Genomic DNA, 23,430 nt, shown 5'->3' on the forward strand with positions numbered 1-23,430 from the left:
TCAGTTTAAACACATGGGGGGAAAATAAAAACTTATCCCATTTTTGGTCGATAATAATCGGATGGTTAAATTTTTATACAATGTTGGAAAGTTAACCCTATTTGCGTTATGATTACCTGTATTATAGGTATTTGCAGGCGATCCCTAAAACAATATTTGCCGTTGTTTGAAAGGAAAAAACATGAAGATTTGTTTTATTCAGCACGAGCCGTATGTTTCACTTGGTTATTTTCGCACTTGGGTTAAGGATCATCACTATGATTTGCAAATAGTAGATTGCCATACACAAAAACCATCGCCGCAACTAGCAAATGATGCTGATATGTTAGTTGTCCTAGGTGGGCCGCAAAATCCACACACAACGTTAAGCGAATGCCCGTATTTTGATGCGGCTGCAGAACGAGCAACTATTAAGGCTTTTATTGCCCAACAACGGATGGTGGTCGGTGTATGTCTTGGTGCGCAATTAATTGGGGAAACACTTGGAATCCCATATGAACATAGTCCGGAAAAGGAATATGGAGCTATCCCAGTTCACTTAACGAACGAGGGTCACCGTGACTCACTTTTGCAAAATTTTCAAGACGGGGCCTTGCTTGGCGAATGGCATAACGATATGATGGGAACTAATTCTCACACTCCTGTGTTAGCTGCGAGTGCGGGATGTCCCCGGCAAATTGTTCGTTATGGTTCGCTTGTGTATGGATTGCAGTGTCATATGGAATTAACGCCACATGATTATGAGATATTACTTGAAAAGATGGGAACAATTATTAATTGTCATCAGCAATACCACTACGTTCAATCAGCTAAACACATTCGGCAAATTGATTGTCAGCCGATGAATTTGAACCTAGCAAACTTTCTAGATCTACTAGTTAAACGTTACCAATCGTAAAAAAATATTAATTATTTCGTATTTACTTCACTATCTTGAATGTTATATAAAATTCAAGATAGTGATTTTTTAATATAAAGTGTGGATGAATAGATATAAATAATAGAATGAGTCGTTTAGACTAACCTCATGGATTAATTTTTTATTCAGTTTTTTAGGACTTCTTGATTGTTTTCGTAACTTCGATAATATATACGTAAAGCAGGAAGTTTAAGCGCTATCATTATAATGATTCGTGATTCTGGAGGGATAAGCATGAAAAAGTATGATGAAATTCTTATTGGTTCTGGTCCAGCAGCTTATAAGATGTCTAATTTATTGGCGAAAACGAATCATAAGGTCTTGGTGATCGAAGGGTTTGAATATGGCGGAACCTGTCCTAATTATGGCTGTGAGCCGAAAATTTTTCTTGAGGGTGCAGTGCGGACGGTTCTTCAATCCCAACAATTACTTAAGCACGGGATTAGCCAACCAGCACAGTTAGATTGGCATGCGCTGATGCAGACAAAGCTTCAGCGTTTCAATCCATGGCCGAGTGAAACACGTGAAATTATTAAGAAAAGTCATGATGTAGAGGATGGGTATGCTCACTTTATTGATGACAAAACGGTGAGTGTTAATGGTCATCAATATCAAGCAAATCATATTATTATTGCGACGGGACAGACACCGAATACTTTAACTATTCCGGGAAAAGAATATTTGCATACAAATTATGATTTACTATCCTTAAAGAACCTGCCTCCAAGAATCGCCGTTATTGGAGCGGGTTTTGTGGGACTTGAGTTAGCAACGCTTGTAGCAGCTGCCGGTGCGGAAGTAACAATGATTATTCACTCCGACCGTATCTTGCGTGGCTTTACGCGTGCGGAAGATAAAGCACTTGTAGATGCGATGCAGAAGCGGGGAATCAAGTTTATTTTTAATGCCAATCCCCAAAAAGTTAGCCAACAAGGCAAAGAGTTGACGATAACAACTGATCAGGGAGAGGTTAAGACTGATTATATTCTGAATGCAACAGGACGACAGCCGAATATTGAAAAATTATCCTTAAATAATACTAATATTGCGTACGACCGTCATGGTATTAAAGTTGATGGACATATGATGACTTCGGTTGAGGGAATATATGCAATTGGGGATGTGGTTAGCCGAAAGCAGCCAAAGTTAACCCCAGTTGCAGAGTTTGAGGGCCAATATCTATTTGATTACTTAATAGGTAAAACTACCCAGCAGATTACTTATCCTGCGATTGGTCAAGCCGCTTTTACCTTCCCTGAGGTTGCCAAGGTAGGTGTCAATCCTGATGACGTGGCTAATGATCCACAATACCAGGTTAAGAAAATTCCTCTTAAATACGGGAGCTTGTATGCGGGACAGAATGATCAAATCAGTACATTGACATTAGTGTTTAAGGGACGGCAATTAGTAGGCGCTAGTGAAATTGGTGACTATGCGGCTGATGACATCAATAATTTTATTCCAATTATTGGGCTGCATATTGATAGTAATGAGTATCGTCAAAAGGTTATGGCAATTTACCCAGCGTTAGGTGATAAGGTTGCTGGATTATTGCCTTAATAATTGGAAAGCAGTTGTATATTATAAAAGTTATTTCTTGAATTATGCTAAGCTTTAGTAAGAGCTCTTAGTATGGGAGGTAACTAATTATGGAACTACAAGAAGCAATCAATCACCGGCATTCAGTTCGTAAATTTCAAGACAAACCGGTTAAACGTGAAGTCATTACTAAGATTGTTCAACTAGCACAACGGGCCCCATCATGGGTAAATTCGCAGCCGTGGCAGGTTTATTGTGCAATGGATAATTCACTTCAAAAAATTAAAGATGCTTATCATAAACAAGATACAGTTGGTAATCATGGACAACCAGACTTGCCGGTGATGAATCGGGAAAAATGGGCTGCGCAGACACAAGCTAATATGAAAGAATGGCGACATGAAATTGTTCACCATTTCGCTAATTTTGATGAAGCTCATGAGGAGATGACTAATGCTAGTGCTAGTTTGTATCATTCGCCGGTAATTCTCTATATTACAATTCCTAAGGCGTCTCCTGACTGGTCAATCTTTGACGCAGGGTTATTTGCGGAAAACCTCATGTTGGCAGCGACAGATTGTGGCTTAAGTACGATTCCAACATATAATAGTGTTCGTTTTCCAACAATTCTTCACCAAATATTAAAAGTTCCAGAAAATGAGCGATTTATAGTTGGTATCTCATTGGGATATCCCACCGAAACAACAATCAATACTTATCGTTCAAAGCGCCGTCCAGTAAACGAAATTCTTCATTTTAACTAATTATTGCAAAGGATTGAGGCTGGAAAATAACCTGACTTCTAAAAGGCAAGGATGTAACAGGCGCAGTAGCTGCCCCCAATAGGCTAGCTGTGCGTCGTAGCCATCCTTGCGGAGGTTCACTCAAAATCAGCTTGTTAGCCGATTTTGGGTGTTTTTTCTCACTCTCAATCCTTTTTATAAGTGTTGAACCGCTTAATTACTAAATCTGGATGAATAAGTTTATACTTATCTTAAAATAGTGGTTAGAATTAGGGAGGTATATAATGACTAAAAAAGTGACGCCAAAATTAGTAATGGCAATTTTATCGGCAGGAATGCTTTCATTCTTGGGAATTTTGGACGAAACAGCGACAACTGTTACTTTTCCAACATTAATTAAGGAATTTTCGATTACAACTGATCAGGTTCAATGGGTTAATACCCTTGTACTTTTAGTTATCGCGACTATTGTGCCAATTAGCTCGCAAATTAGTTTGCGATTTGCTACTAAGAAAATTTTTATTGCAGGAATTGTCTTTTTTATGCTAGGACTAGTTATCGATATTTTCACGCCGCGTTTTGATCTTTTATTGGTGGGGCGCGCTTTTCAAGGAATTGGGACCGGAATTGGCTTACCATTAATGTATAATATTATTCTCGCCAAAGTTCCTAAAGATAAATTAGGCTTTATGATGGGAATTGGGACAATGATTACAGCGGCGGCAGTTGCCCTTGGTCCGGTCTTTGGTGGAATTGTAACAGCCTTATTAACTTGGCGGTGGATTTTTATTATTTCTATCTTTTTAGCAGTTATTAGTACGTTCACCGGTTCATATTCCATCACCCAGTTAAATAAGTTACAGCAGGTTAAGTTCAAATATGGACAATGGCTCGCAATTGCAGTGAGTTTAGTTTTATTAATGTTGGGCTTTACTAGTATCGCTAAAAATCACTTTTGGTCATTTCAAGTTGCGGGATGTTTGGCCATTGGGTTAGTTAGTCTTGGGATTTGGTTAAAACTAGCATGGCATGATCATCATGCGTTAATTAGTCCGCAGCTTTTCTTAAATCTCCGCTTTAGTATGCAGTTAATTTGCTACTGCTTTGCTAAAATTGCAACTTTGGCATTAGGCTTCATTTTCCCAATCTATGTTCAAACTGTTAATCATGGTTCAGTATCACTTGCCGGTTGGATTATGCTTCCAGGCGCTATCTGTGATGCACTGATGGCGGCAGCAGCAGGTAAAATTCTCGACAAAAAGGGTGCCCGATTACCAATCATGGTGGGGATAATCGCTAGTCTAGCCGGTGTGACGATGATGACCGTGTGGGGAATTCATTTATCTAATTTGGCAATTATTTTACTCTATGCTCTTTATTATGGTGGTTATGGGATGTGCTTTAGTAGCTTAATGACTAGTGGGTTGACTTCACTTCCAGCAAAAGATCATGCTCAAGGAAACGCAATATTTAATACCTTGCAACAATTTTCTGGTGCACTGGGAACGGCTTTAGCGGGAACACTGATTGCTATTAGTCAAAACAATCATCAGCTTTTACGCCAGCAAACTACAGCTATTGGGGCAAGATGGACCTTTATTGTATTGTTAGGATTAATTGTTTTAAATCTCATTATTGCAATTGTATTTGTCCCCCGGCCGAAGACAATTCATCAAAATTGATTTTGAGGCAATAAAATGGAAAAAAGTTTTAAAATTTATAATTCAATAACAACGAGAGATCAATTGGTACAAGCAAGTCGTGTCTTTAAAACGACGTGGCAACAAGCATATAGGACTATTTTTCCGCAAGCACAACTACAAAATTTAGATGAACAAATATGGCAAAAAAACCTTCTTCAACCAGGCCGGCATAATCTTATTGCTGTCGATCCTAATAATAAAGTCGTGGGTGTTGCTAGTTATGGTCGTTCACGGGAAAGAAATAGTTCTTGGGGTGAATTAATGGCTATTTATATCTTGCCTGAATACCAAGGACAAGAACTGGGGAAAAAGTTATTAGAAAAAGCAGAAGCAGGTTTGCGATTGCTAAATTATAATCACTATCTATTGTGGGTTTTACAAGATAATCATTATGCCATGAGGTTTTACCATAATAATGGTTGGTATAACAGTGGTATTGTCCAAATTAAAACGATTTTAGGTAAAAAAGTTAAATTAGTGCAATTTAGGAAATAGTTAAGTGCTAATTTCCCGGGGAATAAAATTCTGACGGGTAATTGACGGGTTCCTGGCGGCTAAATGGCGTGGTTGATTAGAATCGAAAAGTGTATTATCGAATTAAAACTAATAGGGGAGAATTATTATGGTAGATAATAAAATAAAGAAGCTTCGTAATGATAAGCACTTTTCTCAAGAACAGCTTGCTGAAAAAGCAAAGGTTTCTGTAAGAACGATTCAGCGTTTGGAGGCTGGTGAAGATGCTAGCATTTCAACGTTAAATTTGGTTGCCGGCGCCCTGGGGGTTGAAGTAGGCGACTTATTCCCACGCGCGGACTCTGCAAAGCAAAAAGCGAAAATTCAGTCTGCTGATGAGTTATTGCAGTCGCAACTTCAACAGCGACATGAAGAATATAAGAATTTCAAGAGAATCTATAATGTATGTTATATTATTGTGATGATGCTTTGGGGTTGCCTTTTTCCATTAGTTCACAATACGGCAATATCCTCAGTTATGGGTGTCTTATGGATTGGTGGGTGGATGATATTTGGTCCATTGAAGAAATGGATTGAAATAAAAAGGATTACTCCTAGATTAGATGCCAAGTACCCATTAACTATTAATCGGATAAACAAAAACGAAAACTAAGTGATTGTTACAAAAAATGCGGTTCAATGTACTAACTTTTTGCTTTCTTTCTAAGAAATTTCAAATTTAACAGTTACAATAGCTGTATGCGAAAGAGAAAAAATAAAAAACAACGTCAAGCACGGACTTATCTTCTGCTAAGTTTATTACTAATAGGTGGTCTTGTGCTTGGCACGTATTATAACCATCAATCAAGAACCGTTAGCAATTCATATATAGTGGATGAAACTGTAAAACTTTCTAGTGGCGCTAATGTATATGATTCGCTTTCAGCAATGAAGAAAACTAATACTAAGTTTAATCCTGAAGTAACATATAAAGTTAATCGCTATTACTTAACAGGTAAGGATGGAAATGAAGTATATGCACGATTTAATTATGATGGGCACAACTATTTCGTTCAATCTACTGATATTAGTATTGCAATGACGAATGCAATCAACAAGTATATTGCTCAAGCAGGTTATCCACATGCCAAAATTGAGCAGCAAATATCACCACGCTTTACTCAACAGAAATACAAGACGGCATCTGGTAAACCACGGGGAGTAATTATTCACGATACTGGAAATGAGAATTCAACGATTAGTAGTGAGATTTCATATATGGAGAAAAATTATACCGCTACGAGGGTTTTCGTTCATACTTTTATTGATGCGCGACAAATTTTAAATATTGCTGATACCAAATATATGGCTGAAGGAGCTGGTCCCAGAGCTAATCCATCCTTTATTCAATTTGAAATGCCACATGAATATACAGCGACAACATTTGCTAATCAGCTTGCCAATGCCGCTTATTATACGGCTTACAACTTAAAGCAAAACAATCTGCCGGTTATCAAGGGAAACAAGGATGGTGGTGGGACGGTTTGGACTCACGCAATGGTTTCAAATTATTTGGGTGGTACTGATCACCAAGACCCGGTTTCATATTGGTCAGCCTCAGCTCAAAAACTTTTCGGTACGTCATATACGATCAATGATTTTATTGTGTTAGTGCAAGCATATTATAATCAGATGTAGTTAATTGAGATATAAAAAATTTAATAAGTATAATCTTGGAGAGTCATAACAATCTATCGTATAGTTACATTAGGAGGGATAGAATATGACTCTCTTATTAATTTTTTGTTTGTTAATTATGTTTAATTTTGTTAAAGGAACCTTTCAACTTGAACCGGTAACTAAGACCAGCTTTATCATTATCCCTATTTATGCTGTTATAATGACGATTATTTCGATGTTTACTGAAAGTAATGAATGGCACCTCTCTGTTACAATCGTTTTAATTTTAATCGGCATTATGTTAGGGTGGTTTCAAACTTTTAGCGTGCGGGTTGTTAAGACCGCCAAAAAAGATAAGTATGGAAATCACATTTTTAAGTATTGCCGGGGATGGGCCTATTTATATGGCTTTGCACTAGTCTTTATGGTTGAGATTGCTACTAATTATATGTTGGGGTTAAAGGTTACTTTCAAAAGTATTATATTTGAACTTTTAAATGAAATTTTACGTGAACGATTTAAATTCTTACCTGATAATGGGTGGGTAATTTGGCTATTGCTTGCTGTAACAACAAGTGTTTATACGATGATTCTGGTTCATCATTATCCGTGTATCAAAGAAGCGTTATCTTGGAGAGAATATAAAAAAGAATAGTAAGCAAAAAAACGCTTAGTCAGCAAATGGCCTTTTTACCAGTGACTAAACGTTTTTGTTTTACCGTTGATTGTCTGAACCAAAAATGTCTAAGAAACTAATGAAGAGATTAATAAAGTCAAGATATAGTTGCAGTGCACCGAGAACAGCAAGCCCATTCGAAGATACTTGATCGCCGCATTCAAGGTAAATGTTTTTCATTCGTTGGGCATCCCACGCTGTTAGCGCAGTGAAGATGATTACAGCAACAATTGATAAGAGATAATTAATCATCGGACTTTGAACAAAGAAGTTAACAAGCAGCGCAATAATCAAACCAATCAAAGCAGCACTGGCATAAGAACCAATTCTGGTGAAATCGCGATGAGAAAATGTCCCAATTATTGCCATTGTTAAGAAAACACCGGCAGATGAGACAAATGCAGTTGCAATATCAGTCCCAGCATAAGCTCCGGCAATAAATGCAAAGGTAATTCCATAGATGATAGCAGTGATAATTAGTAAGATAAAACAAAGACCAGGACTCCGAGTTGCGTTAAAGTTAATTCCTAAGGTTAAGATAATCGGTAAGAGGATAATTAACCAAATTCCCCAACGATTATTTATCATAAAGGCGGTAAATTGTTTAGCAAAAACGTCCATCACAAGCCATGCAGTTAACGCAGAAAGTAGGACAGCCAGTGTCATTAGTCCATACATCTTTGTTAAAAAGTGGTTTAGACCAGTAATATCGACAACATTTCGACGGTTAGATGGAAATTCATCCATAATTAATCACTCCTTTACCTAATAAATAACTATCTTTCTTCATTGTATTCCATAAATTTAATAATAAAAAATGTTTTGCAATAAGTGCTGGTGTTCGTGTAAGAAGCTTATAGCGGTAGTTGTTATTTTTCATTATAATTATAATAAATGATTTATGGTTATTTATAAGCTATGAACAGCCATTGATAAAGTGAAGGGGTGAATAGTCATGACTAAGGTAGACGAACAGTTTATTCAAGCAGTCTTGAACATTGTCGATATAATTCCGGTCGGGCGTGTAGCTACATATGGACAAATTGCTAGGATAGTTGGTCGCCCTCGTAATGCCCGCTTGGTTGGTAAAATACTTGGTAAAGCTGGTGGGCGTGGACATCATCCTTGTCACCGGGTTGTTACCGTTACAGGACGTCTAGTACCGGGATGGGTTGATCAACGCCCCATGCTGTTAGCAGAAAACGTGCCATTTAAAGATGAAAATCATGTGGATATTAAGAAGTGCCATTGGAGGGGAATATAATTTTTAATTTCCTGGGAAATAAAACGCAAAATTACCAAGTGGGATCGGTAGTTTATATGAAGATGCTAAAAGAAAGTGGCCTGACTGCCCATGCCCAATTAGGTTTAATCCTGAATCGGCATCTCCATGCTGAAATTGATGAAAATAATTTTTTACAATTATTGAGTAAGAAGTACCAGTTAGCGCCGCAATTAACGCCAACTAGTTATTTTTATCCTTATTTTCGTGACTTGGTGGTAGATTCCTATAGCTCTTCTAAAGGCTTAGCAGATGACTTATTGGGACGAAAGATTCACCTATTTCGTAGTTATCTTGATCGGCAGAATATTTCTTTTATCCGTAATTATCACAGCCCGCATTTACCGCCTAATGCGACTGATCTTCAACGCTTGCTTTGTTATTTACAGGATAATCACCTAAAAGCTGATTTTAAAACGGGGGCTAGTTTCCATAATCGGTATCATGATTCATTCCTTTATCCTCATAATATGAAAGTTCAGTTGACACGTAATTCTATTCGTTATACAAAAAATCCGGCAAGAATGATTGAATTTATTATTAATATTGATAGTGGCGATTTTGTTAGCCAATGGAATGTTTATCATCATACTGCTACAGGTTTAATAGATAGTAATCCAGATCACTATTCACTTAATCAGCTGCAACAGGTTGCTAATACAGAGTCGTTTAATTATGGGATTCCTTATGGTGGACGATTAGTAGTGGGTAAGTATCGTCATATGCATCGGCAACTAGACATTAATCAACCGCCTAATAGTAAAATTCGGCGTGTCGCAAAGGACTATTGGCGCTTTTCGCAGGATTACGATCATAATGGGAACTATGCTGATCTGATAAAAAGCCCCCGTGACGTTATTGCCTGGCGTAAAGTTCCTGTTAATCAACGTTTTTCAATCTATATGGATTATGTTGAATATTTGAGATGTCATCAAATAAAAAATAATGGAATTAATGCTTATTTTTCAGTTATGCCAAAGTACCATCAATTCTGTGCCCATTGGAAAGAGGGATTGTTATAATGGTAACTAAAGGGAGAGCGATGACATGGATAATGAGTTTCAAAAAGCATTAATGAAAAAACTAGATGAGCATGAAGACGAGATTATCAAGATTCGTCGTTACTTACACGCTCACCCAGAGACCTCCTTTCATGAAAAGAACACGGCACGATATATTAAAGAATTTTATCGTCACCTAGCTTGTGATTTGCAAGATTGTGGGGATGGCTATGGGATTCTTGTTGATATTCACGGTTCGCATCCTGGTAAGTGCTTAGCTTTACGCGCTGATTTTGACGCCTTGGCAATTCAGGAGGAAAATGATTTGCCATTTAAATCGCAAAATCCAGGAGTAATGCATGCTTGTGGTCATGATGGACACACCGCATACATGATGGTTTTAGCTAAGTGTTTGATTGAATTAAAAGATATGTTTAGCGGAACCGTGCGGATTATCCATCAACCAGCAGAAGAGGTTTCGCCGGGTGGTGCCTTATCGATGATTCAAGACGGCGCGTTGAATGGCGTTGATAATGTTGTCGGAATTCATGTAATGAGTACGATGCCGACTGGAACAATCCAATTGCATCCCGGACCGACACAAACAGGGCGGGCTAATTTTGATTTAACCTTTATCGGCAAGGGTGGTCATGCGTCAATGCCCCAATTAAGTCGTGACGCTATCGTAGCAGGGAGCTATTTTGTCACTACTGTTCAGACAGTTGTATCACGGCGCCTTAATCCATTTGACGTTGGTAGTGTGACAATTGGTTCTTTTGATGGTGCTGGATCATATAACGCCATTAAAGAAAGCGTAAAATTAAAGGGCGACGTTCGAATTATGGATGAAAAGGTACGAGGAATAATAAAATCGTCAATCCAAAAGGTTATTAAGGGAATTGATGATTCTTTTGACGTTCGTAGTGAATTAAAGTACGATGATAACTATCCGGTTTTGGATAATAGTCGTTCATTAACTACTCAAATTGAAAAATGGTTAAAGGAAGCCAACCTGCCACGAGTGACCGCAATCAAAGATAGTGGCTTTGTAAATGCATCCGAGGACTTTTCCTATTTTGCACAGGTTGTTCCAAGCTGTTTCTTTTATGTTGGCTGTCAACCAGCTGATGGTGGCAATTATCCCCACCATAGTCCGGAATTTATGTTAAATGAAGATTCACTTTTAATTTGTGCCAAAGCGATGGGAACCGTTGTAACAAATTATTTCGTCTCTTAACCCATTAATTATTAAATAGTGTCTGATTTGTACACTGGATAAAATGATTATGTAATTATTGTCTATTATGTTCTAAAAGTGTTATGGTTGATTTTGAGTAAAATGATTGGAGGGATTTTTGGATGGAAACTGATTATGACCAACTAAAAGCAGCTTTAAAAGAGCCCGCATTGAATGCAAAACTATTTTCTTCGCAGTTTGGTTTGGAGGCAAAGAAGCACCGGATTTTGACCAATGGACGGGCTAGCCGTTATCCATATCCTGAAAATCTGCGTTCGCGGCAATATAATATTTATTTAAATTCTGGATTTACAGACGATATGATGGATTTTGAAACATCACCAGTGGTTGGAGCTAAAAATGCAGTTCGGCAGTTAAAAATGTTAGAACAAATTGTCATATCACAATTACACAGTGATGAACGTTTATGGCCGTTAAGCATGGCTCCCGGACCAACTTATCAGCATGACTTAGAGTACTTGAAAACTGCTTTTACGAAGTCGTGGGATCAGGAAACTCATGATTATCTTGGGAAGAAATATGGCATTGTTCAGGAAATCTTAGGGGACGTTCACGTTAACTTTAGTCTTGATAGCAGCTTAATTAATGAGCTTTATCAGCGCTTTTATAGTAATCGTTACGCTAATCGAGTTGATTTCCAAAATCACTTATACTTTAAACTTGCGCAGAGGTTTTGCCTTTACCAGTGGCTGTTTACATATTTGTATGGTGCGAGTCCGGTCTCAAAGGATATGCCCCATAGTATTCCTGATGATCTCCAACTACCTGTACGGAGCTTACGGTGTAGTGATTATGGGGATGATAACTGGACAAATGAACAGGTTACATATGCAACGTTTGATCAGCATTTTACTGAGCTTCAGAATTTTATGGCTAACGGAACTTATTATAGTATGAAGGAATTCTTTGGCCCGGTGCGGTTACGTCGTCATAACCATGATACGCGAGATATTACCGGTGCCTTGCAGCAGGGAATTAATTACCTTGAATTTCGAACTTTTGACCTTGATCCATTATCACGGACGGGAATTAGCGATGATACAATTAATTTTCTTGAATTAGTGCTGTTGAATAGTATTCTCACCCCATTACCGGATGACCTGCCCGCGAGATTAGTTGAGGCAAAGCAACGCAATAATGAAGTTGCCTTGCAAAAGCCTAAGGATCAGTTGCCGTGGATGCACGATGCCGCAATGGAATTAATTGCTGAATTACAAAACTTTATTGTTGAATTTAATGCTCCGCGGGAATATCAGCTTGCATTAAAGTTTGTTCAGCGCCGCGTAGATGATCCTTCACTAACGCTTAGTGGCCAATTAACGGATCAATTAGAAAATGGCGATTTGCTATCATTTGGTTTAAAGATTGCTAATGACCGCTATACCAAAAATATTAATTTTCAACATCCACTTCAGGCGATTAGCGATGTTTATTCAGATGATATTCAGCGTTTAGTTAGAGCGGCAATTGAATTAGGAATACAAGTTAAGCTTCAGCCAACGCAAGTAATACTATATGTAGGAGATCACATAGAAAGCTATGATGCTCAGGCGCAACTTGATTTTTCAAAAGGAGCGCGTGATCTTGTCCTTGCTGATTTTCCAGAAGCAAAACAATTTCAAGAAAAAATTGACTAAGTATGACATAATCTTTTGGTAGTTGTCATAGTAATATTCGTAAAATAATGCGGGACTGGTGAGAAAATCTGTCTTTCTCCCGGCCCCCTCATTAGATAAATGAATCTTTAATTTCTAGGAAATAGAAAGAAGAATAAACATGCGAAAAATTGGAATTATTGGCTTAGGCCATGTTGGTCGAATGTTAGCTAACCAATTGGTAATGAATGGAAAAGCTGATGAATTAGTGCTAATAGATAAAAATGATCAGTTAGCTGTCGCGGTGCAAGCTGATTTAAACGATGCGCAAACCGTTTTAGATACTTATACTAAAATTATTATCCAAGATTATGCGGTCTTGGCAGATGCTGATATATTAGTAACCGCCTTTGGTAAGAGTGAGTTATTAAGGCAACAGCCGATGGCAGAACTGGAAACCAGTTACCGACAAGCAAAGCAAGTAGGGCAGCAGATTTTTAAGAGTGACTTTAGTGGGATTTTAATTAATCTTACTAATCCTAATGAAGCAATTACTGCAGTCCTTCAACAAGCGGTGGGGTTACCACAGAAACAGGTTATTGGAATCGGGACAGTTATCGAGACGGCACGCCTTCATCGCGCAATTGCAGAAGGGGCGCAGGTTGCCACGGCAAATGTCACTGGCTTTGTTTATGGACAACACGATGGTCATCAAGTATTTGCATGGTCAACGGTTCATGTAAATGGTCAACCACTAACCGCCGCAATTAACGGCCACCATTTGGACCAGAGTCAGTTAAAAGTAAAAGCGAACCTTAGTAACTGGTATACGCTTAGTGGGCTTGGCTATAATGTTAGTGCGGTTACTGCATGGACTTTGCGGATCATGACAGCAATTTTTGCCGATGAGCAGTTAGCATTACCAGTTGCTATCTATCAGCCGCAGTATGCAACTTATATTAGCTTTCCAGCATTGATTGGTCGGCAAGGGATTGGTAACTTGCTGCTATTAAATCTCTATCCACTAGAGCGTGAAGAGATTAAGAGTGCTGCAGAAACGATTAAACACCAAATCGAATCGTTAAAAAATATTAAGGGAGAGTCATAAATGATTAAGAGAATTGCAGTCTATTGTGGTGCACGCGATGGGAATGATCCAGCTTTTGATCATGAAGCTGAACGTTTTGGTAAATGGCTAGTCGCACATGATATTGAATTAGTTTATGGTGCCGGTGCGTTTGGCCTTATGGGAACATTAGCAAGAACTGTTCTTAAAAATGGTGGACAGGTCCATGGGGTAATAACTACTGAGTTAGCGCAGCGTGGTGCAATCTATAAGGAACTGCCAGATGTCAAAATTGTTCCTAACATGGATATTCGGAAGCAAACAATGATGAACCTTGCTGACGGTCTGTTAGCTTTTCCTGGTGGATTTGGAACCCTTGAAGAAATTAGTGAAGCGGCCTCGTGGACAACTGTTGGTGATAATCATAAGCCGGTTGCTTTCTATAATTTCGCTGGTTTTTATGATCCGCTTAATGATTTATTCCACCGGATGAATAAGGCTGGATTTGTAGAAGAACCATATCTAAATAGTGTCCTTTTTAGTGACAACTTTGACCAGATTTTGACGTTTATGCAAAACTACCATGCGCCTGCACACCGCCACTACGGAAAATAATTTAAAAATAAAAAACGCTGAATTACAGCGCCAACATTATTTTACTGGTTGAATGGTGTAAACTTGGTCGTCAGCTTCATCAGTCAATGAAACCGGCCGTTGTTCATTTGCTCGGATTGTAATATGGTAGCCAAATCGATCAAGGAAAACTAACTTATCAGGCTTGATTTGTTGAACCGTTGCCGGAATAATTTGGTTGTCAATACCGAGTTTTAATTCAGGAGATATAGTTATTTTATGGGAGCGATCTCGTTCCTTATCATAGTATTGCCAAGTGCCAGAATAAAAGATAGGTAATGCGACCGTATTGTTGCTTTTCTTTGCTCGACTGAACCCTAAAGTACTAGTGAGTCCAGCCATTAATCCCGCGCCGAAAAGTAACATTCCCTTTTTTCTCATATTTTATCAGTCTCCTCAATTAAGTGATAAGTCATTTCATAACATAACTAATTATACACACATTTCTATTATCAGAAGATTTCATTTCTGTTAAAAACACGCAATAATTGTTAAAATTAGATGTAACTAAAGAAATATTTGAAAAGGAAGAGTTTTTTATGCTTAAACTTGGAGTTATTGGAACACATATTATTACTGATCAAATGCTAGATGCAGCGAAGACAACTGGTAAGTACAAATTAACTGCTGTGTATTCCCGGACCTTGCAGCGGGCAGAAGAATTCGGTAAGCCTTATGGAGCCACGGAATTTTACGATAGTCTGGATCGTTTCTTTGAAGACGGTGATTTTGATGTTGTTTACATTGCATCTCCTAACAGTCTACATTATCGGCAAGTTCGGCAGGCGATTGAGAACGATAAGTTTATTATTGTCGAAAAGCCGGCATTTGTTAACCCTAGTGAATATAGTGCGATTGAATCGTTGCTAGCTGCTCATCCCAAAGCACGGTTAGTTGAGGCTGCTCGTCATATTCATACTAAGATTTACCAAGCCGCAATGGAAAAGGTTGACGAGATGAAGCATCACCATGTTCAGGGTGCTACTTTAACGGTTATGAAGTACTCATCGCGGTACGATAAAGTCTTGGCTGGAGAAGAACCTTATCCGAATATTTTTACCCTTAAGTATGCTGGAGGGGCATTAATGGATTTAGGTGTTTATGCTGTTTATGGCGCGGTTACAATTTATGGTGAGCCAGAATCGGTTGTTTACTTCCCAACACTTGCTAAGACTGGCGTTGATGCAAAGGGCGTTGCTATTCTTAATTACGATAAGTTTACGGTAACTTTGAATTTTGGAAAGACGGCCAATTCACACCTTGCCTCTGAAGTATATGGCTTAAAGGATACGCTGGTCTTTGACAGTATTTTTGATACTACTAAGGTCACCTATTATGATGCTGAACAACAAGCACACCCTATTGAAGCACCTGTTGAAAAGAATTCAATGACCGATGAAATGAATGACTTTGCAGATCTCTTTAATAATCCCGATGATGAGGCAGAAATGAAGAAGTACAAGCATTGGCTAGCATTATCGAAGACTGTTAACTCGGTAATGTACTCATTACGGCAATCCGCACAGTTAGTTTTCCCAGCAGATAACGATCAAGAATAGGATGATTTAATTTGATCGAACAATTCCAAAAACATTTTGATGAGAAATATAAACAACCTACTGCTATTCAAACAGCCGTAGCCCCGGCACTCCAAACTGATCAATCGGTCCTGGGGATTGCGCCTACTGGTTCAGGAAAAACATTGGCATTCACCTTGCCGTTATTACCTAAAATTATGCCTGGTGAAGGTACACAATTATTAGTCCTTGCGCCATCTCAGGAACTAGCAATCCAGACAACCCGTGTTATTCGTGAATGGGCAACCCTTATCGGTGTTAGTGTGCAATCATTAACTGGTGGGGCAAATTTACGACGCCAAGTTATCAAGCTACACCAGCATCCTGACGTTGTGGTAGGAACGCCGGGACGAGTACTCCATATGCTTGATAACCACCACTTAAAATTAGGTCACCTAATGACGATGGTTGTTGATGAAGCTGATGATATGCTACAAGATGATACATTAGCAGTAGTAGAAGATATTGAACGAGCAACGCCATTATCGGCACAGTTAGCTTTTTTCTCTGCTACCAAATCCCCAGTCCTTGATCAATTAAATGTAATGTTTGGTCGTGATATTGAGGTTATCGATGTACGCGATCAGGATAATTCGCGCGGACCAGTCGAACATGGCTATTTGAGTGCCCGAACGAATGCCCAGAAAACGGCCACTTTACGACGGTTAACAAGTATCAAGGATTTTCGGGCGTTAGTATTTTTTAATAGTACCCGTACGCTTAACTACGCGGCTAGTCGGTTACGTCATGAACATATCGCAGTAGCAACCCTTGGCGGGCGTCAAAAACAGACCCAACGTGAAAAAGCAATGCGGATGTTTCGCAAACGGCAAATTAAATTATTACTAACAACGGACCTTGCTGCGCGAGGAATTGATATTCCTAAGTTACCCGCAGTAATTAACTTTGATTTGCCAACAAGCTTAAATACGTATATTCACCGGGTTGGGCGAACAGGACGACAAGGTGAGCCAGGACTAGCTCTTAGCCTTGGTGATGATCATGATATTCGTGACCTAAAAAAATTGCTTCATGATACTGATTATGAGTTGAAAAAGTTATATGTTGGTGATAATCAACTAGCAAACAAAAAGCCAGAAGCGGGTAAGCAGGTTATCTCAATTAGTAAGCAAGCCAGTCGTCACCTCCAAAAGGAACAGTTAACGGGTGAACCGCGCTTACAAAAGAAAATTGATAAAACCTTAAGTGGCTTTTCTAAACCTAAGAAGCGACGCAAGAAAAAGAATCGCAAGAATAAGGGAATCCGCTTAAAGCATCGTCGCCAAAACGGAGAAAATTGAAAAAAAGAATATTATCGTCTTTACGTAGCGGACTGTAAATGCGATAATATTCTTTAGTTTGGTCCTATAGTATAATTGGATAGTACATCCGCCTCCTAAGCGGTCGATTCCGGTTCAAATCCGGATGGGACCATTATGATTTTTCGACGTGATTGCTCTAAGGTAGTGATTGCGTCTTTTTTAATTTGCAGATAGATAAAAAGTTTTTTAAACTGAACTGTGAGATGATGAAGGGAGAGTGAAAAATGCAGCCACCATATAAGGTAATGTTTTTATTTGGCACGCGGGCAGAAGTATTAAAGTTAGCACCGATAATTCGATTGATGCACCGTGATCCCGACAAATGGCAAGCAGTTCTTGTCGCTACGGCACAGAGCGACTCGCGTTTACTGAATGATACCTTAGAATACTTAAGGTTTCATGTCGATTTCAGTGTTGATTCATCAGGTATTGCCAATACTAATGAAGTTGATCAGCTTAGTCAGCTTTTGCATAACCTGAATAATGTCGTAAATGCAGGACAGCCAGATATGGTTTTAATTGCAGGTGATGCAACAACTAGTCTTGCTGCTAGTCTGATTAGTTTTTACCATCGTATTCCGTTGGGTCATGTTGAAGCTGGCTTGCGGACTTATAATCAATACTCGCCGTTTCCAGATGAGATGCACCGCCGCCTTACAGATGATTTAGCAACTCTTTATTTTGCACCAACGACTGGTGCTCGTGATAATTTATTACAAGAACATCATCCAGCTGAGCGAGTTTACGTTACTGGTAATACATCAATTGATAGTGTTGAATGTAATCTTCAGGCAGATTTTAAACATCCATTACTACAATCGATTGCAGCTGATCATCGGATTTTATTAATGACAATGCGGCGTAAAGATAACCTTGGTTCACCGATGAAGCGGGTGTTCCATACGGTTCGTGATATTATCGAGACAAATAAAGACGTTGAGCTGATTTTTCCCGTTTATCCCCATCCAGAAGAGGTCGCATTGGCTGATGAGATACTTGATGGTCATGAACGGATTCACCTTACGCACCCGTTAAATCATCATGATTTTTTGAATATTGCGGCTCGTAGCTCAATCTTATTGACTGATTCTGGGGGACTTCAAGAAGAAGCGCCGGCCCTTCATAAGCCGGTTCTTCTTTTGCGTGATGAGACAGAACGTCAGGAAGCAGTTGATTTAGGGTGTGTGAAAGTCGTCGGCACCAATCCTACGACAATCCAACAGGCAGTTTTTGAATTGTTAAATGATGAGAAGGCATATCGACAAATGGTACAGGCAGATTCACCATTTGGGGATGGTAATGCCAGCAAACGAATTTTGCAAATAATTAAAAAATTTCTAGAAAATAAAAAGGATTGAGAGCATCTCATGGGAGAGAAACTTTCAATCCTTTTATTTATCGGCAATATCACGGTTATCCTTGAAAATAAGCCACTTTGAAAAAATATAATTAGCAATCACAACGACGACGTTATCAACGAATTTAACAATAAATTGTTGAAGGGGGGTATCAAATTTAAGAACTTTGATCCCGACATAGGTAATGATCAAATCAATTACTAGCGTCAGCCCACGGTAAAAAAAGAAACGAAAAATTTCAACAACAAAATCGCTAACGGTCGTGTAATGGGAACCAAATACCCAAACCTTATTAGTAAAATAAGCCACTAAAACCGAAGCAAACCAAGCAATTACTGTTGAAAGGGCAACGTTCCAATGAAGCCCTGGACTTAAAATTTGGAAGACTGCTAAGTTGACAATCGTTGTCACAACACCCCAGAAGAGGTAGGCAATGATTGACTTATATTTCATCCACAAATCCTTAATCATTGAGGTTGTCCGCCTTTTCTACTAACTTTTTAGCAAACTCATCTAATTTTTTAATATCTTCTTCGTCGGGAGCAAGGTTGACTTTTACGTTTGTTGCTCCTTGTGTGGCTCCGGCTTGAGCTAATGCTTCACCGAATTTATCAACAGCGACACAGAAATCATCGCCGTAGAAGGTATCACCTGAACCAGCAACACCGTAAACCTTACCAGTTAATTGTTCTTCTTGTAAGTCTTCATAAAAGTCAAGACCTTCTTCTGGAAGAGCGCCTTCATCGTAAGTATAAGGACAGATAACACAAATATCAGCGTCTTGAAAGTCTGCCGGGTCAGCCATTGTCATTTCAACTTCATCAACTTCAACTCCTAAGTCTTCAAGAGCATCGGTGATAATATCCGCAACGTCTTCATTATTTCCTGTGATAGTTGCGTATACTACAAGTGCTTTTGCCATTTTATTTAACCTCCATTTAATTCATAACGTTTATATAGTATAGCATGGTTTCAATATCTTAGCAGACAAGTGGTATACTATTCATGTTAGATTGTAAAGAAGGAGATTCATAATGATTAGTTTAAAATCACCTCGAGAAATCGATGCAATGGAAAAAGCAGGAGCAGCCTTAGCGGCAATGCACCTTGGATTACGCAAGATTATTAAGCCGGGTATTTCCAGTTGGAAGATTGAAGAATTTGCCCGCAAATACTTTAAGGCTGCTGGTGCAAAGGCAGAACAAATTGGCTTTGAAGGCTATGAATATGCAACCTGTGTTAGTGTTAATGATGAAATTTGCCATGGCTTTCCACGTAAAAAGCTAATTTTAAAAAAGGGTGACTTGGTAAAGGTCGATACGGTTGTCAGTGTTGATGGTGCTTTCAGTGATTCCTGCTGGTCTTATGCGGTCGGTGAAGTCAAGCCTGAAATTCAAAAGTTAATGGATGTGACCAAGAAGTCACTGTTTATGGGGATTGATCAATGTATTCCTGGTAACCGGATTGGTGATATTGGTGCAGTTATTCAACACTACACCGAAGACGAGAATGGTTATGGGGATGTTCGTGAGTTTGTTGGTCACGGAATTCAACCAACGATGCATGAAGATCCAATGGTTCCACACTATGGTGAACATGGACAAGGAATTCGTCTTCGCAATGGGATGACAATTACGGTTGAGCCAATGATTAATACTGGAACATGGGAAGCTGATACCAGCGATCCAAGTGGCTGGCTTGCTAAAACTGCCGATGGTGGCTGGAGTTGCCAGTATGAACATACATTAGTAATCACTAATGATGGACCAAAGATTTTGACCTCTCAAGATCCGGTAGCTGACGCTGATTATATGTATGATGACAACTATGCTAAGTATCTTGACCACTACCGTGAGATTGCAGAAAAGGTAGCAAAACAATTTGAATAAGTAAAATGGCTTGTTAGGAGATGATTCTAGCAGGCTTTTAATTTATTTTAAAAAGATGTTGATTTTAAAACAACACGTGTTAAAATAGTTGTTGAAAATAAAACAACAACTGGAGATGGATATTATGAAATATGGTGTTACAGTAGCAACAGGTAAATTTGGTCGGACTGCGGTTAAGGAATTAGTGAAAGTAGTTGCTCCAAATAATGTGGTTGTAATCGTTAGAAATGCAGAAAAAGCTCGAAAAGTACTTCCAGCCGGAATTGAGATCCGTCAAGCTGATTATGGTGATGAAAATTCATTATCAGCAGCTTTGAAGGGAATTGATAAATTGCTATTCATCTCTTCTTTACCGGGTGGCCCTGTTAGTCGTGAGACGCAACATCGCAATATTGTAACCGCGGCAATTCAAAATAAAGTTAAGTTCATTGCATATACAAGTTTTCCCCATGCTAATACAGCGGAGAATGAACTTGCCTCAGACCATAAGATTACTGAAAAACTTATTCGAGATAGCGGAATTGCCCATTCATTCTTACGTAATAATTGGTATATTGAAAATGACCTTGATGCAATTAAGACTGGTGCGGCAGGTCTTCCAGTTTATTATTGGGCAAACAATCGTGCTGGTTGGGCGCTTGAACGTGAGTACGCTGAAGGAGCCGTTAAAGTATTATTAACTGACCAGCCAAAAGAAGTTTATGAATTTGCTGGACCAAGTCGGACTTATGAACAGTTCTTTGCGACAGTTCAACAAGCAACTGGTAAAGATTTTAATATCAAGCAGGTCAGTGAAGCACAATACATTAAATACCTTGAAAGTAATGGCCTTAATCCGGAAGTTGCTGCCATGGTTGCTAGTTTTCAGGCACCGATTGATGATGGTTCGTTAACTGAAGAAACTAATGATTTAGCTGATATCTTAGGTGGCCTTACCTCGCTTAATAAGGCAATTATTGAGGTGTTAAACAAATAATAATAAAAGACTTATTTTTTTAATTTCGTTATAATTAAGAAAATAAGTCTTTTAATTTACGGAGGGATAGAATGCGTCATTCACATAAACTAAGCGATGCAATTCACATATTGACTTATATTGAAATTTGTAAAAATAGTGATTTAAGCAGTAAAGCAATCGCCGATAGTATTGAGGCGAATGCAAGCGTGGTTCGTAACTTAATGGCGACTTTAAAGCGGGCTGGCTTGTTAATCAGCCATCCAGGAGTAGCCAAAGCAGCGTTAAGTCGACCAGCAACCCAAATTACTTTGTTAGATGTATATAAAGCTGTCGATAATGATGAAAAGTTAATTCACATTGATCCCCAAACAAATCCGAAATGCATTGTGGGTGCTCACATCCAAGGAACGTTAACTGAGGCATATCAACAGGTTCAAAGTGCTGCAGAGGTAGAAATGGGTAATATTACGCTTCAGCAGATAATTGACGGGGTGTTAGATGATGAAAAAAGAAATCCAGTGACCCCTTAGTAGCAACTTGCCCATTTCTAAACCTATAAAATTATTTTGCTGGATCAAATTTGACTACTAAACTAAAAATCCGGTAAGCTCGATGACTGATTGTCGCCTTTGAGCTTACCGGATATTTTAATCATATTGATGCATGTATTTAGAAAGGCGCTTTAGTCCTTCCCGTAAAGTGGCTTCAGGAGCGCAATAACCGAGACGTACATGTCCGGGAGTATCAAACGCGTCTCCTGGCACTAGTAAGACCCCTTCATCTTTAAGGAGGTTTTCACAAAAGGTATGGATATCAACAGGAACATCAAGCTTTGGGAAAGAAGTGGAAACTGCTTGGGGCATAATCACACTTGCTCGTTCTTCATGTTCAATCCAGTCTTTATAGATTGCTAGGTTGCCTAACACTAATTTACGATTGCGGTCTAGAACTTCATCACGGTGCTTCAAGACATAAGTTGCTAGTTGATCATTAAATACTCCGCCGCAAATCATTGTATAGTCGCGAAATTTACGGAAAATATCAGCAACTTGAGCATTTGTTGCGGTCCAGCCAATCCGCACGCCAGGAACAGAGTAAGTTTTGGAAAGGGAGTTAGTAGAGATACCTTTATCATATAAGTCGATAATTGGGGTAAATTGTTCCGGATGATCAAGTGGTAAGTATACCTCATCGACGAGTACATAGGCATCGACCGATTTAGCAATTTCAACGACTTCTTCTAAAAATTGTTTATCTAAGACGGTTCCGGTGGGGTTATTAGCGTTGTTGAGGCAGATCATTTTAGTATCTGGGCGAACGAGCTTTTTAAGTTCATTAATATCTGGGTACCAATCATCTTCTTCATGAATATGCCAGTAGTCAACATCAGCACCCAATGATTTTGGAATATCGTATAGTTGTTGATATGATGGATATTCAGCAATCACGTGGTCGCCAGGGTTGATTAGTGCATATAATGCTAAAATATTTGCCCCGGTTGCTCCATTTGTTTGTAAAATATTTTCTGGATCAACATGCTGGTAGAGTTTAGCAACCTCTTCCTTAAATGCCGGCGATCCTTCAATCCAGCCATAATTCATCTTTTGCTTGTCAAGCATTTCGTAAAATTCTTGCCCGTTATGTCCATCAAGGTTTAATAAGTCGTGCATGCTTAAAGAAGCAATTGTACTTTGTGAAATATCATAAGTAGCACTCTTTTCCCATTTATTAAGCCAGGCTTCAACGCCAAAGTGTGCAATTTCTACCATAATAAAACC

25 protein-coding genes and 1 tRNA gene are annotated in these 23,430 nt (G+C 38.8%); 21 read left to right on the forward strand and 5 right to left on the reverse strand.

Annotated elements, in window-relative coordinates:
* Positions 1-181 precede the first annotated feature (181 nt).
* From H5S39_RS07790 to H5S39_RS07825, 8 genes are all read left to right on the forward strand, one after another.
* A complete protein-coding gene (locus tag H5S39_RS07790) occupies positions 182-898 on the forward strand; it encodes a glutamine amidotransferase-related protein (protein ID WP_182596518.1) in 717 nt (238 codons plus the stop codon).
* Between the two features lie 255 nt (positions 899-1,153).
* Positions 1,154-2,479 carry a dihydrolipoyl dehydrogenase family protein gene (locus H5S39_RS07795; protein WP_182596517.1) on the forward strand — a complete coding sequence of 442 codons (1,326 nt, stop codon included), beginning with the start codon at positions 1,154-1,156 and terminating at the stop codon, positions 2,477-2,479.
* Between the two features lie 89 nt (positions 2,480-2,568).
* On the forward strand, positions 2,569-3,222 hold the full coding sequence (locus H5S39_RS07800) for a nitroreductase (RefSeq protein WP_182596516.1): 654 nt from the start codon (positions 2,569-2,571) through the stop codon (positions 3,220-3,222).
* Positions 3,223-3,485: 263 nt separating this feature from the next.
* Complete coding sequence (locus H5S39_RS07805) at positions 3,486-4,883, forward strand: MFS transporter (protein WP_182596515.1); 1,398 nt, start codon at positions 3,486-3,488, stop codon at positions 4,881-4,883.
* A 15-nt stretch (positions 4,884-4,898) separates the two neighbouring features.
* Positions 4,899-5,399 (forward strand): GNAT family N-acetyltransferase, encoded by a 501-nt coding sequence (locus H5S39_RS07810; protein WP_182596514.1) that lies wholly within the window; start codon positions 4,899-4,901, stop codon positions 5,397-5,399.
* Between the two features lie 127 nt (positions 5,400-5,526).
* A complete protein-coding gene (locus H5S39_RS07815) occupies positions 5,527-6,030 on the forward strand; it encodes a helix-turn-helix domain-containing protein (RefSeq protein WP_182596513.1) in 504 nt (167 codons plus the stop codon).
* A gap of 218 nt (positions 6,031-6,248) precedes the next feature.
* Positions 6,249-7,055, forward strand: a complete 807-nt coding sequence (locus H5S39_RS07820) for an N-acetylmuramoyl-L-alanine amidase (protein ID WP_231832872.1) — start codon at positions 6,249-6,251, stop codon at positions 7,053-7,055.
* Between the two features lie 85 nt (positions 7,056-7,140).
* Positions 7,141-7,692, forward strand: coding sequence for a hydrophobic protein (locus H5S39_RS07825; protein ID WP_182596511.1), 552 nt, complete (start codon positions 7,141-7,143; stop codon positions 7,690-7,692).
* A 60-nt stretch (positions 7,693-7,752) separates the two neighbouring features.
* Here the strand turns inward: H5S39_RS07825 and H5S39_RS07830 are convergent, their stop codons facing one another.
* On the reverse strand, positions 7,753-8,460 hold the full coding sequence (locus H5S39_RS07830) for a Bax inhibitor-1/YccA family protein (protein WP_182596510.1): 708 nt from the start codon (positions 8,458-8,460) through the stop codon (positions 7,753-7,755).
* Between the two features lie 208 nt (positions 8,461-8,668).
* Between H5S39_RS07830 and H5S39_RS07835 the strand changes: the two genes are divergently transcribed.
* The 6 genes from H5S39_RS07835 (at position 8,669) to H5S39_RS07860 (ending at position 14,530) form a co-directional block, all read left to right on the forward strand.
* Positions 8,669-8,977, forward strand: coding sequence for an MGMT family protein (locus H5S39_RS07835; RefSeq protein ID WP_182596509.1), 309 nt, complete (start codon positions 8,669-8,671; stop codon positions 8,975-8,977).
* Positions 8,978-8,988: 11 nt separating this feature from the next.
* Complete coding sequence (locus H5S39_RS07840) at positions 8,989-10,017, forward strand: DUF3114 domain-containing protein (protein WP_259407327.1); 1,029 nt, start codon at positions 8,989-8,991, stop codon at positions 10,015-10,017.
* Between the two features lie 25 nt (positions 10,018-10,042).
* Positions 10,043-11,233: an amidohydrolase gene (locus H5S39_RS07845; RefSeq protein WP_182596507.1), complete on the forward strand. Its 1,191-nt coding sequence runs from the start codon at positions 10,043-10,045 to the stop codon at positions 11,231-11,233.
* 122 nt (positions 11,234-11,355) lie between these two features.
* Positions 11,356-12,891, forward strand: coding sequence for a glutamate--cysteine ligase (locus H5S39_RS07850; RefSeq protein ID WP_182596506.1), 1,536 nt, complete (start codon positions 11,356-11,358; stop codon positions 12,889-12,891).
* A 139-nt stretch (positions 12,892-13,030) separates the two neighbouring features.
* A complete protein-coding gene (locus H5S39_RS07855) occupies positions 13,031-13,957 on the forward strand; it encodes a lactate/malate family dehydrogenase (RefSeq protein WP_182596505.1) in 927 nt (308 codons plus the stop codon).
* Complete coding sequence (locus tag H5S39_RS07860) at positions 13,958-14,530, forward strand: LOG family protein (RefSeq protein ID WP_182596504.1); 573 nt, start codon at positions 13,958-13,960, stop codon at positions 14,528-14,530.
* 36 nt (positions 14,531-14,566) lie between these two features.
* Here H5S39_RS07860 and H5S39_RS07865 read toward each other — a convergent pair whose 3' ends face one another.
* Positions 14,567-14,929, reverse strand: a complete 363-nt coding sequence (locus H5S39_RS07865; RefSeq protein WP_182596503.1) for a DUF4828 domain-containing protein — start codon at positions 14,927-14,929, stop codon at positions 14,567-14,569.
* 158 nt (positions 14,930-15,087) lie between these two features.
* Here H5S39_RS07865 and H5S39_RS07870 point away from each other — a divergent pair, with 158 nt between their 5' ends.
* From H5S39_RS07870 to wecB, 4 genes are all read left to right on the forward strand, one after another.
* Positions 15,088-16,107: a Gfo/Idh/MocA family protein gene (locus H5S39_RS07870; protein ID WP_182596502.1), complete on the forward strand. Its 1,020-nt coding sequence runs from the start codon at positions 15,088-15,090 to the stop codon at positions 16,105-16,107.
* Between the two features lie 11 nt (positions 16,108-16,118).
* Positions 16,119-17,426: a DEAD/DEAH box helicase gene (locus H5S39_RS07875; RefSeq protein WP_182596501.1), complete on the forward strand. Its 1,308-nt coding sequence runs from the start codon at positions 16,119-16,121 to the stop codon at positions 17,424-17,426.
* Between the two features lie 60 nt (positions 17,427-17,486).
* Positions 17,487-17,559 (forward strand) — tRNA-Arg (locus tag H5S39_RS07880).
* 112 nt (positions 17,560-17,671) lie between these two features.
* Entirely contained in the window at positions 17,672-18,805 is a 1,134-nt protein-coding gene (gene wecB, locus H5S39_RS07885; RefSeq protein WP_182596500.1) for a non-hydrolyzing UDP-N-acetylglucosamine 2-epimerase, read from the forward strand.
* 33 nt (positions 18,806-18,838) lie between these two features.
* Here wecB and H5S39_RS07890 read toward each other — a convergent pair whose 3' ends face one another.
* Positions 18,839-19,276, reverse strand: a complete 438-nt coding sequence (locus H5S39_RS07890) for a GtrA family protein (RefSeq protein ID WP_182596499.1) — start codon at positions 19,274-19,276, stop codon at positions 18,839-18,841.
* Entirely contained in the window at positions 19,269-19,727 is a 459-nt protein-coding gene (locus tag H5S39_RS07895; RefSeq protein ID WP_182596498.1) for a flavodoxin, read from the reverse strand. Before H5S39_RS07895 ends, H5S39_RS07890 begins: the two co-directional genes overlap by 8 nt.
* A 112-nt stretch (positions 19,728-19,839) precedes the next feature.
* On the opposite strand from H5S39_RS07895, the gene map reads away from it, so the two are divergent.
* The 3 genes from map to H5S39_RS07910 all read left to right on the forward strand — a co-directional run bounded on the left by map (position 19,840) and on the right by H5S39_RS07910 (position 22,182).
* A complete protein-coding gene (map, locus tag H5S39_RS07900; protein ID WP_182596497.1) occupies positions 19,840-20,694 on the forward strand; it encodes a type I methionyl aminopeptidase in 855 nt (284 codons plus the stop codon).
* A 124-nt stretch (positions 20,695-20,818) separates the two neighbouring features.
* On the forward strand, positions 20,819-21,670 hold the full coding sequence (locus tag H5S39_RS07905) for an NAD(P)H-binding protein (RefSeq protein WP_182596496.1): 852 nt from the start codon (positions 20,819-20,821) through the stop codon (positions 21,668-21,670).
* Positions 21,671-21,741: 71 nt separating this feature from the next.
* On the forward strand, positions 21,742-22,182 hold the full coding sequence (locus tag H5S39_RS07910; RefSeq protein WP_182596495.1) for an Rrf2 family transcriptional regulator: 441 nt from the start codon (positions 21,742-21,744) through the stop codon (positions 22,180-22,182).
* A 117-nt stretch (positions 22,183-22,299) separates the two neighbouring features.
* On the opposite strand, the gene H5S39_RS07915 is transcribed toward H5S39_RS07910, so the two are convergent.
* The gene (locus H5S39_RS07915) at positions 22,300-23,421 is read right to left on the reverse strand and encodes an aminotransferase (RefSeq protein WP_182596494.1); all 1,122 of its coding nucleotides are present in this window, start codon (positions 23,419-23,421) and stop codon (positions 22,300-22,302) included.
* Between the last annotated feature and the right edge of the window lie 9 nt (positions 23,422-23,430).

This window comes from Limosilactobacillus rudii (assembly GCF_014145455.1).
Classification (GTDB): domain Bacteria; phylum Bacillota; class Bacilli; order Lactobacillales; family Lactobacillaceae; genus Limosilactobacillus; species Limosilactobacillus rudii.

Coding starts and splice junctions, on each gene's coding strand:
- H5S39_RS07790 (WP_182596518.1), top strand. CDS start 182: ATGAAGATTTGTTTTATTCAGCACGAGCCGTATGTTTCACTTGGTTAT.
- H5S39_RS07795 (WP_182596517.1), top strand. CDS start 1,154: ATGAAAAAGTATGATGAAATTCTTATTGGTTCTGGTCCAGCAGCTTAT.
- H5S39_RS07800 (WP_182596516.1), top strand. CDS start 2,569: ATGGAACTACAAGAAGCAATCAATCACCGGCATTCAGTTCGTAAATTT.
- H5S39_RS07805 (WP_182596515.1), top strand. CDS start 3,486: ATGACTAAAAAAGTGACGCCAAAATTAGTAATGGCAATTTTATCGGCA.
- H5S39_RS07810 (WP_182596514.1), top strand. CDS start 4,899: ATGGAAAAAAGTTTTAAAATTTATAATTCAATAACAACGAGAGATCAA.
- H5S39_RS07815 (WP_182596513.1), top strand. CDS start 5,527: ATGGTAGATAATAAAATAAAGAAGCTTCGTAATGATAAGCACTTTTCT.
- H5S39_RS07825 (WP_182596511.1), top strand. CDS start 7,141: ATGACTCTCTTATTAATTTTTTGTTTGTTAATTATGTTTAATTTTGTT.
- H5S39_RS07830 (WP_182596510.1), bottom strand. CDS start 8,460: ATGGATGAATTTCCATCTAACCGTCGAAATGTTGTCGATATTACTGGT.
- H5S39_RS07835 (WP_182596509.1), top strand. CDS start 8,669: ATGACTAAGGTAGACGAACAGTTTATTCAAGCAGTCTTGAACATTGTC.
- H5S39_RS07845 (WP_182596507.1), top strand. CDS start 10,043: ATGGATAATGAGTTTCAAAAAGCATTAATGAAAAAACTAGATGAGCAT.
- H5S39_RS07850 (WP_182596506.1), top strand. CDS start 11,356: ATGGAAACTGATTATGACCAACTAAAAGCAGCTTTAAAAGAGCCCGCA.
- H5S39_RS07855 (WP_182596505.1), top strand. CDS start 13,031: ATGCGAAAAATTGGAATTATTGGCTTAGGCCATGTTGGTCGAATGTTA.
- H5S39_RS07860 (WP_182596504.1), top strand. CDS start 13,958: ATGATTAAGAGAATTGCAGTCTATTGTGGTGCACGCGATGGGAATGAT.
- H5S39_RS07865 (WP_182596503.1), bottom strand. CDS start 14,929: ATGAGAAAAAAGGGAATGTTACTTTTCGGCGCGGGATTAATGGCTGGA.
- H5S39_RS07870 (WP_182596502.1), top strand. CDS start 15,088: ATGCTTAAACTTGGAGTTATTGGAACACATATTATTACTGATCAAATG.
- wecB (WP_182596500.1), top strand. CDS start 17,672: ATGCAGCCACCATATAAGGTAATGTTTTTATTTGGCACGCGGGCAGAA.
- H5S39_RS07890 (WP_182596499.1), bottom strand. CDS start 19,276: ATGATTAAGGATTTGTGGATGAAATATAAGTCAATCATTGCCTACCTC.
- H5S39_RS07895 (WP_182596498.1), bottom strand. CDS start 19,727: ATGGCAAAAGCACTTGTAGTATACGCAACTATCACAGGAAATAATGAA.
- map (WP_182596497.1), top strand. CDS start 19,840: ATGATTAGTTTAAAATCACCTCGAGAAATCGATGCAATGGAAAAAGCA.
- H5S39_RS07905 (WP_182596496.1), top strand. CDS start 20,819: ATGAAATATGGTGTTACAGTAGCAACAGGTAAATTTGGTCGGACTGCG.
- H5S39_RS07910 (WP_182596495.1), top strand. CDS start 21,742: ATGCGTCATTCACATAAACTAAGCGATGCAATTCACATATTGACTTAT.
- H5S39_RS07915 (WP_182596494.1), bottom strand. CDS start 23,421: ATGGTAGAAATTGCACACTTTGGCGTTGAAGCCTGGCTTAATAAATGG.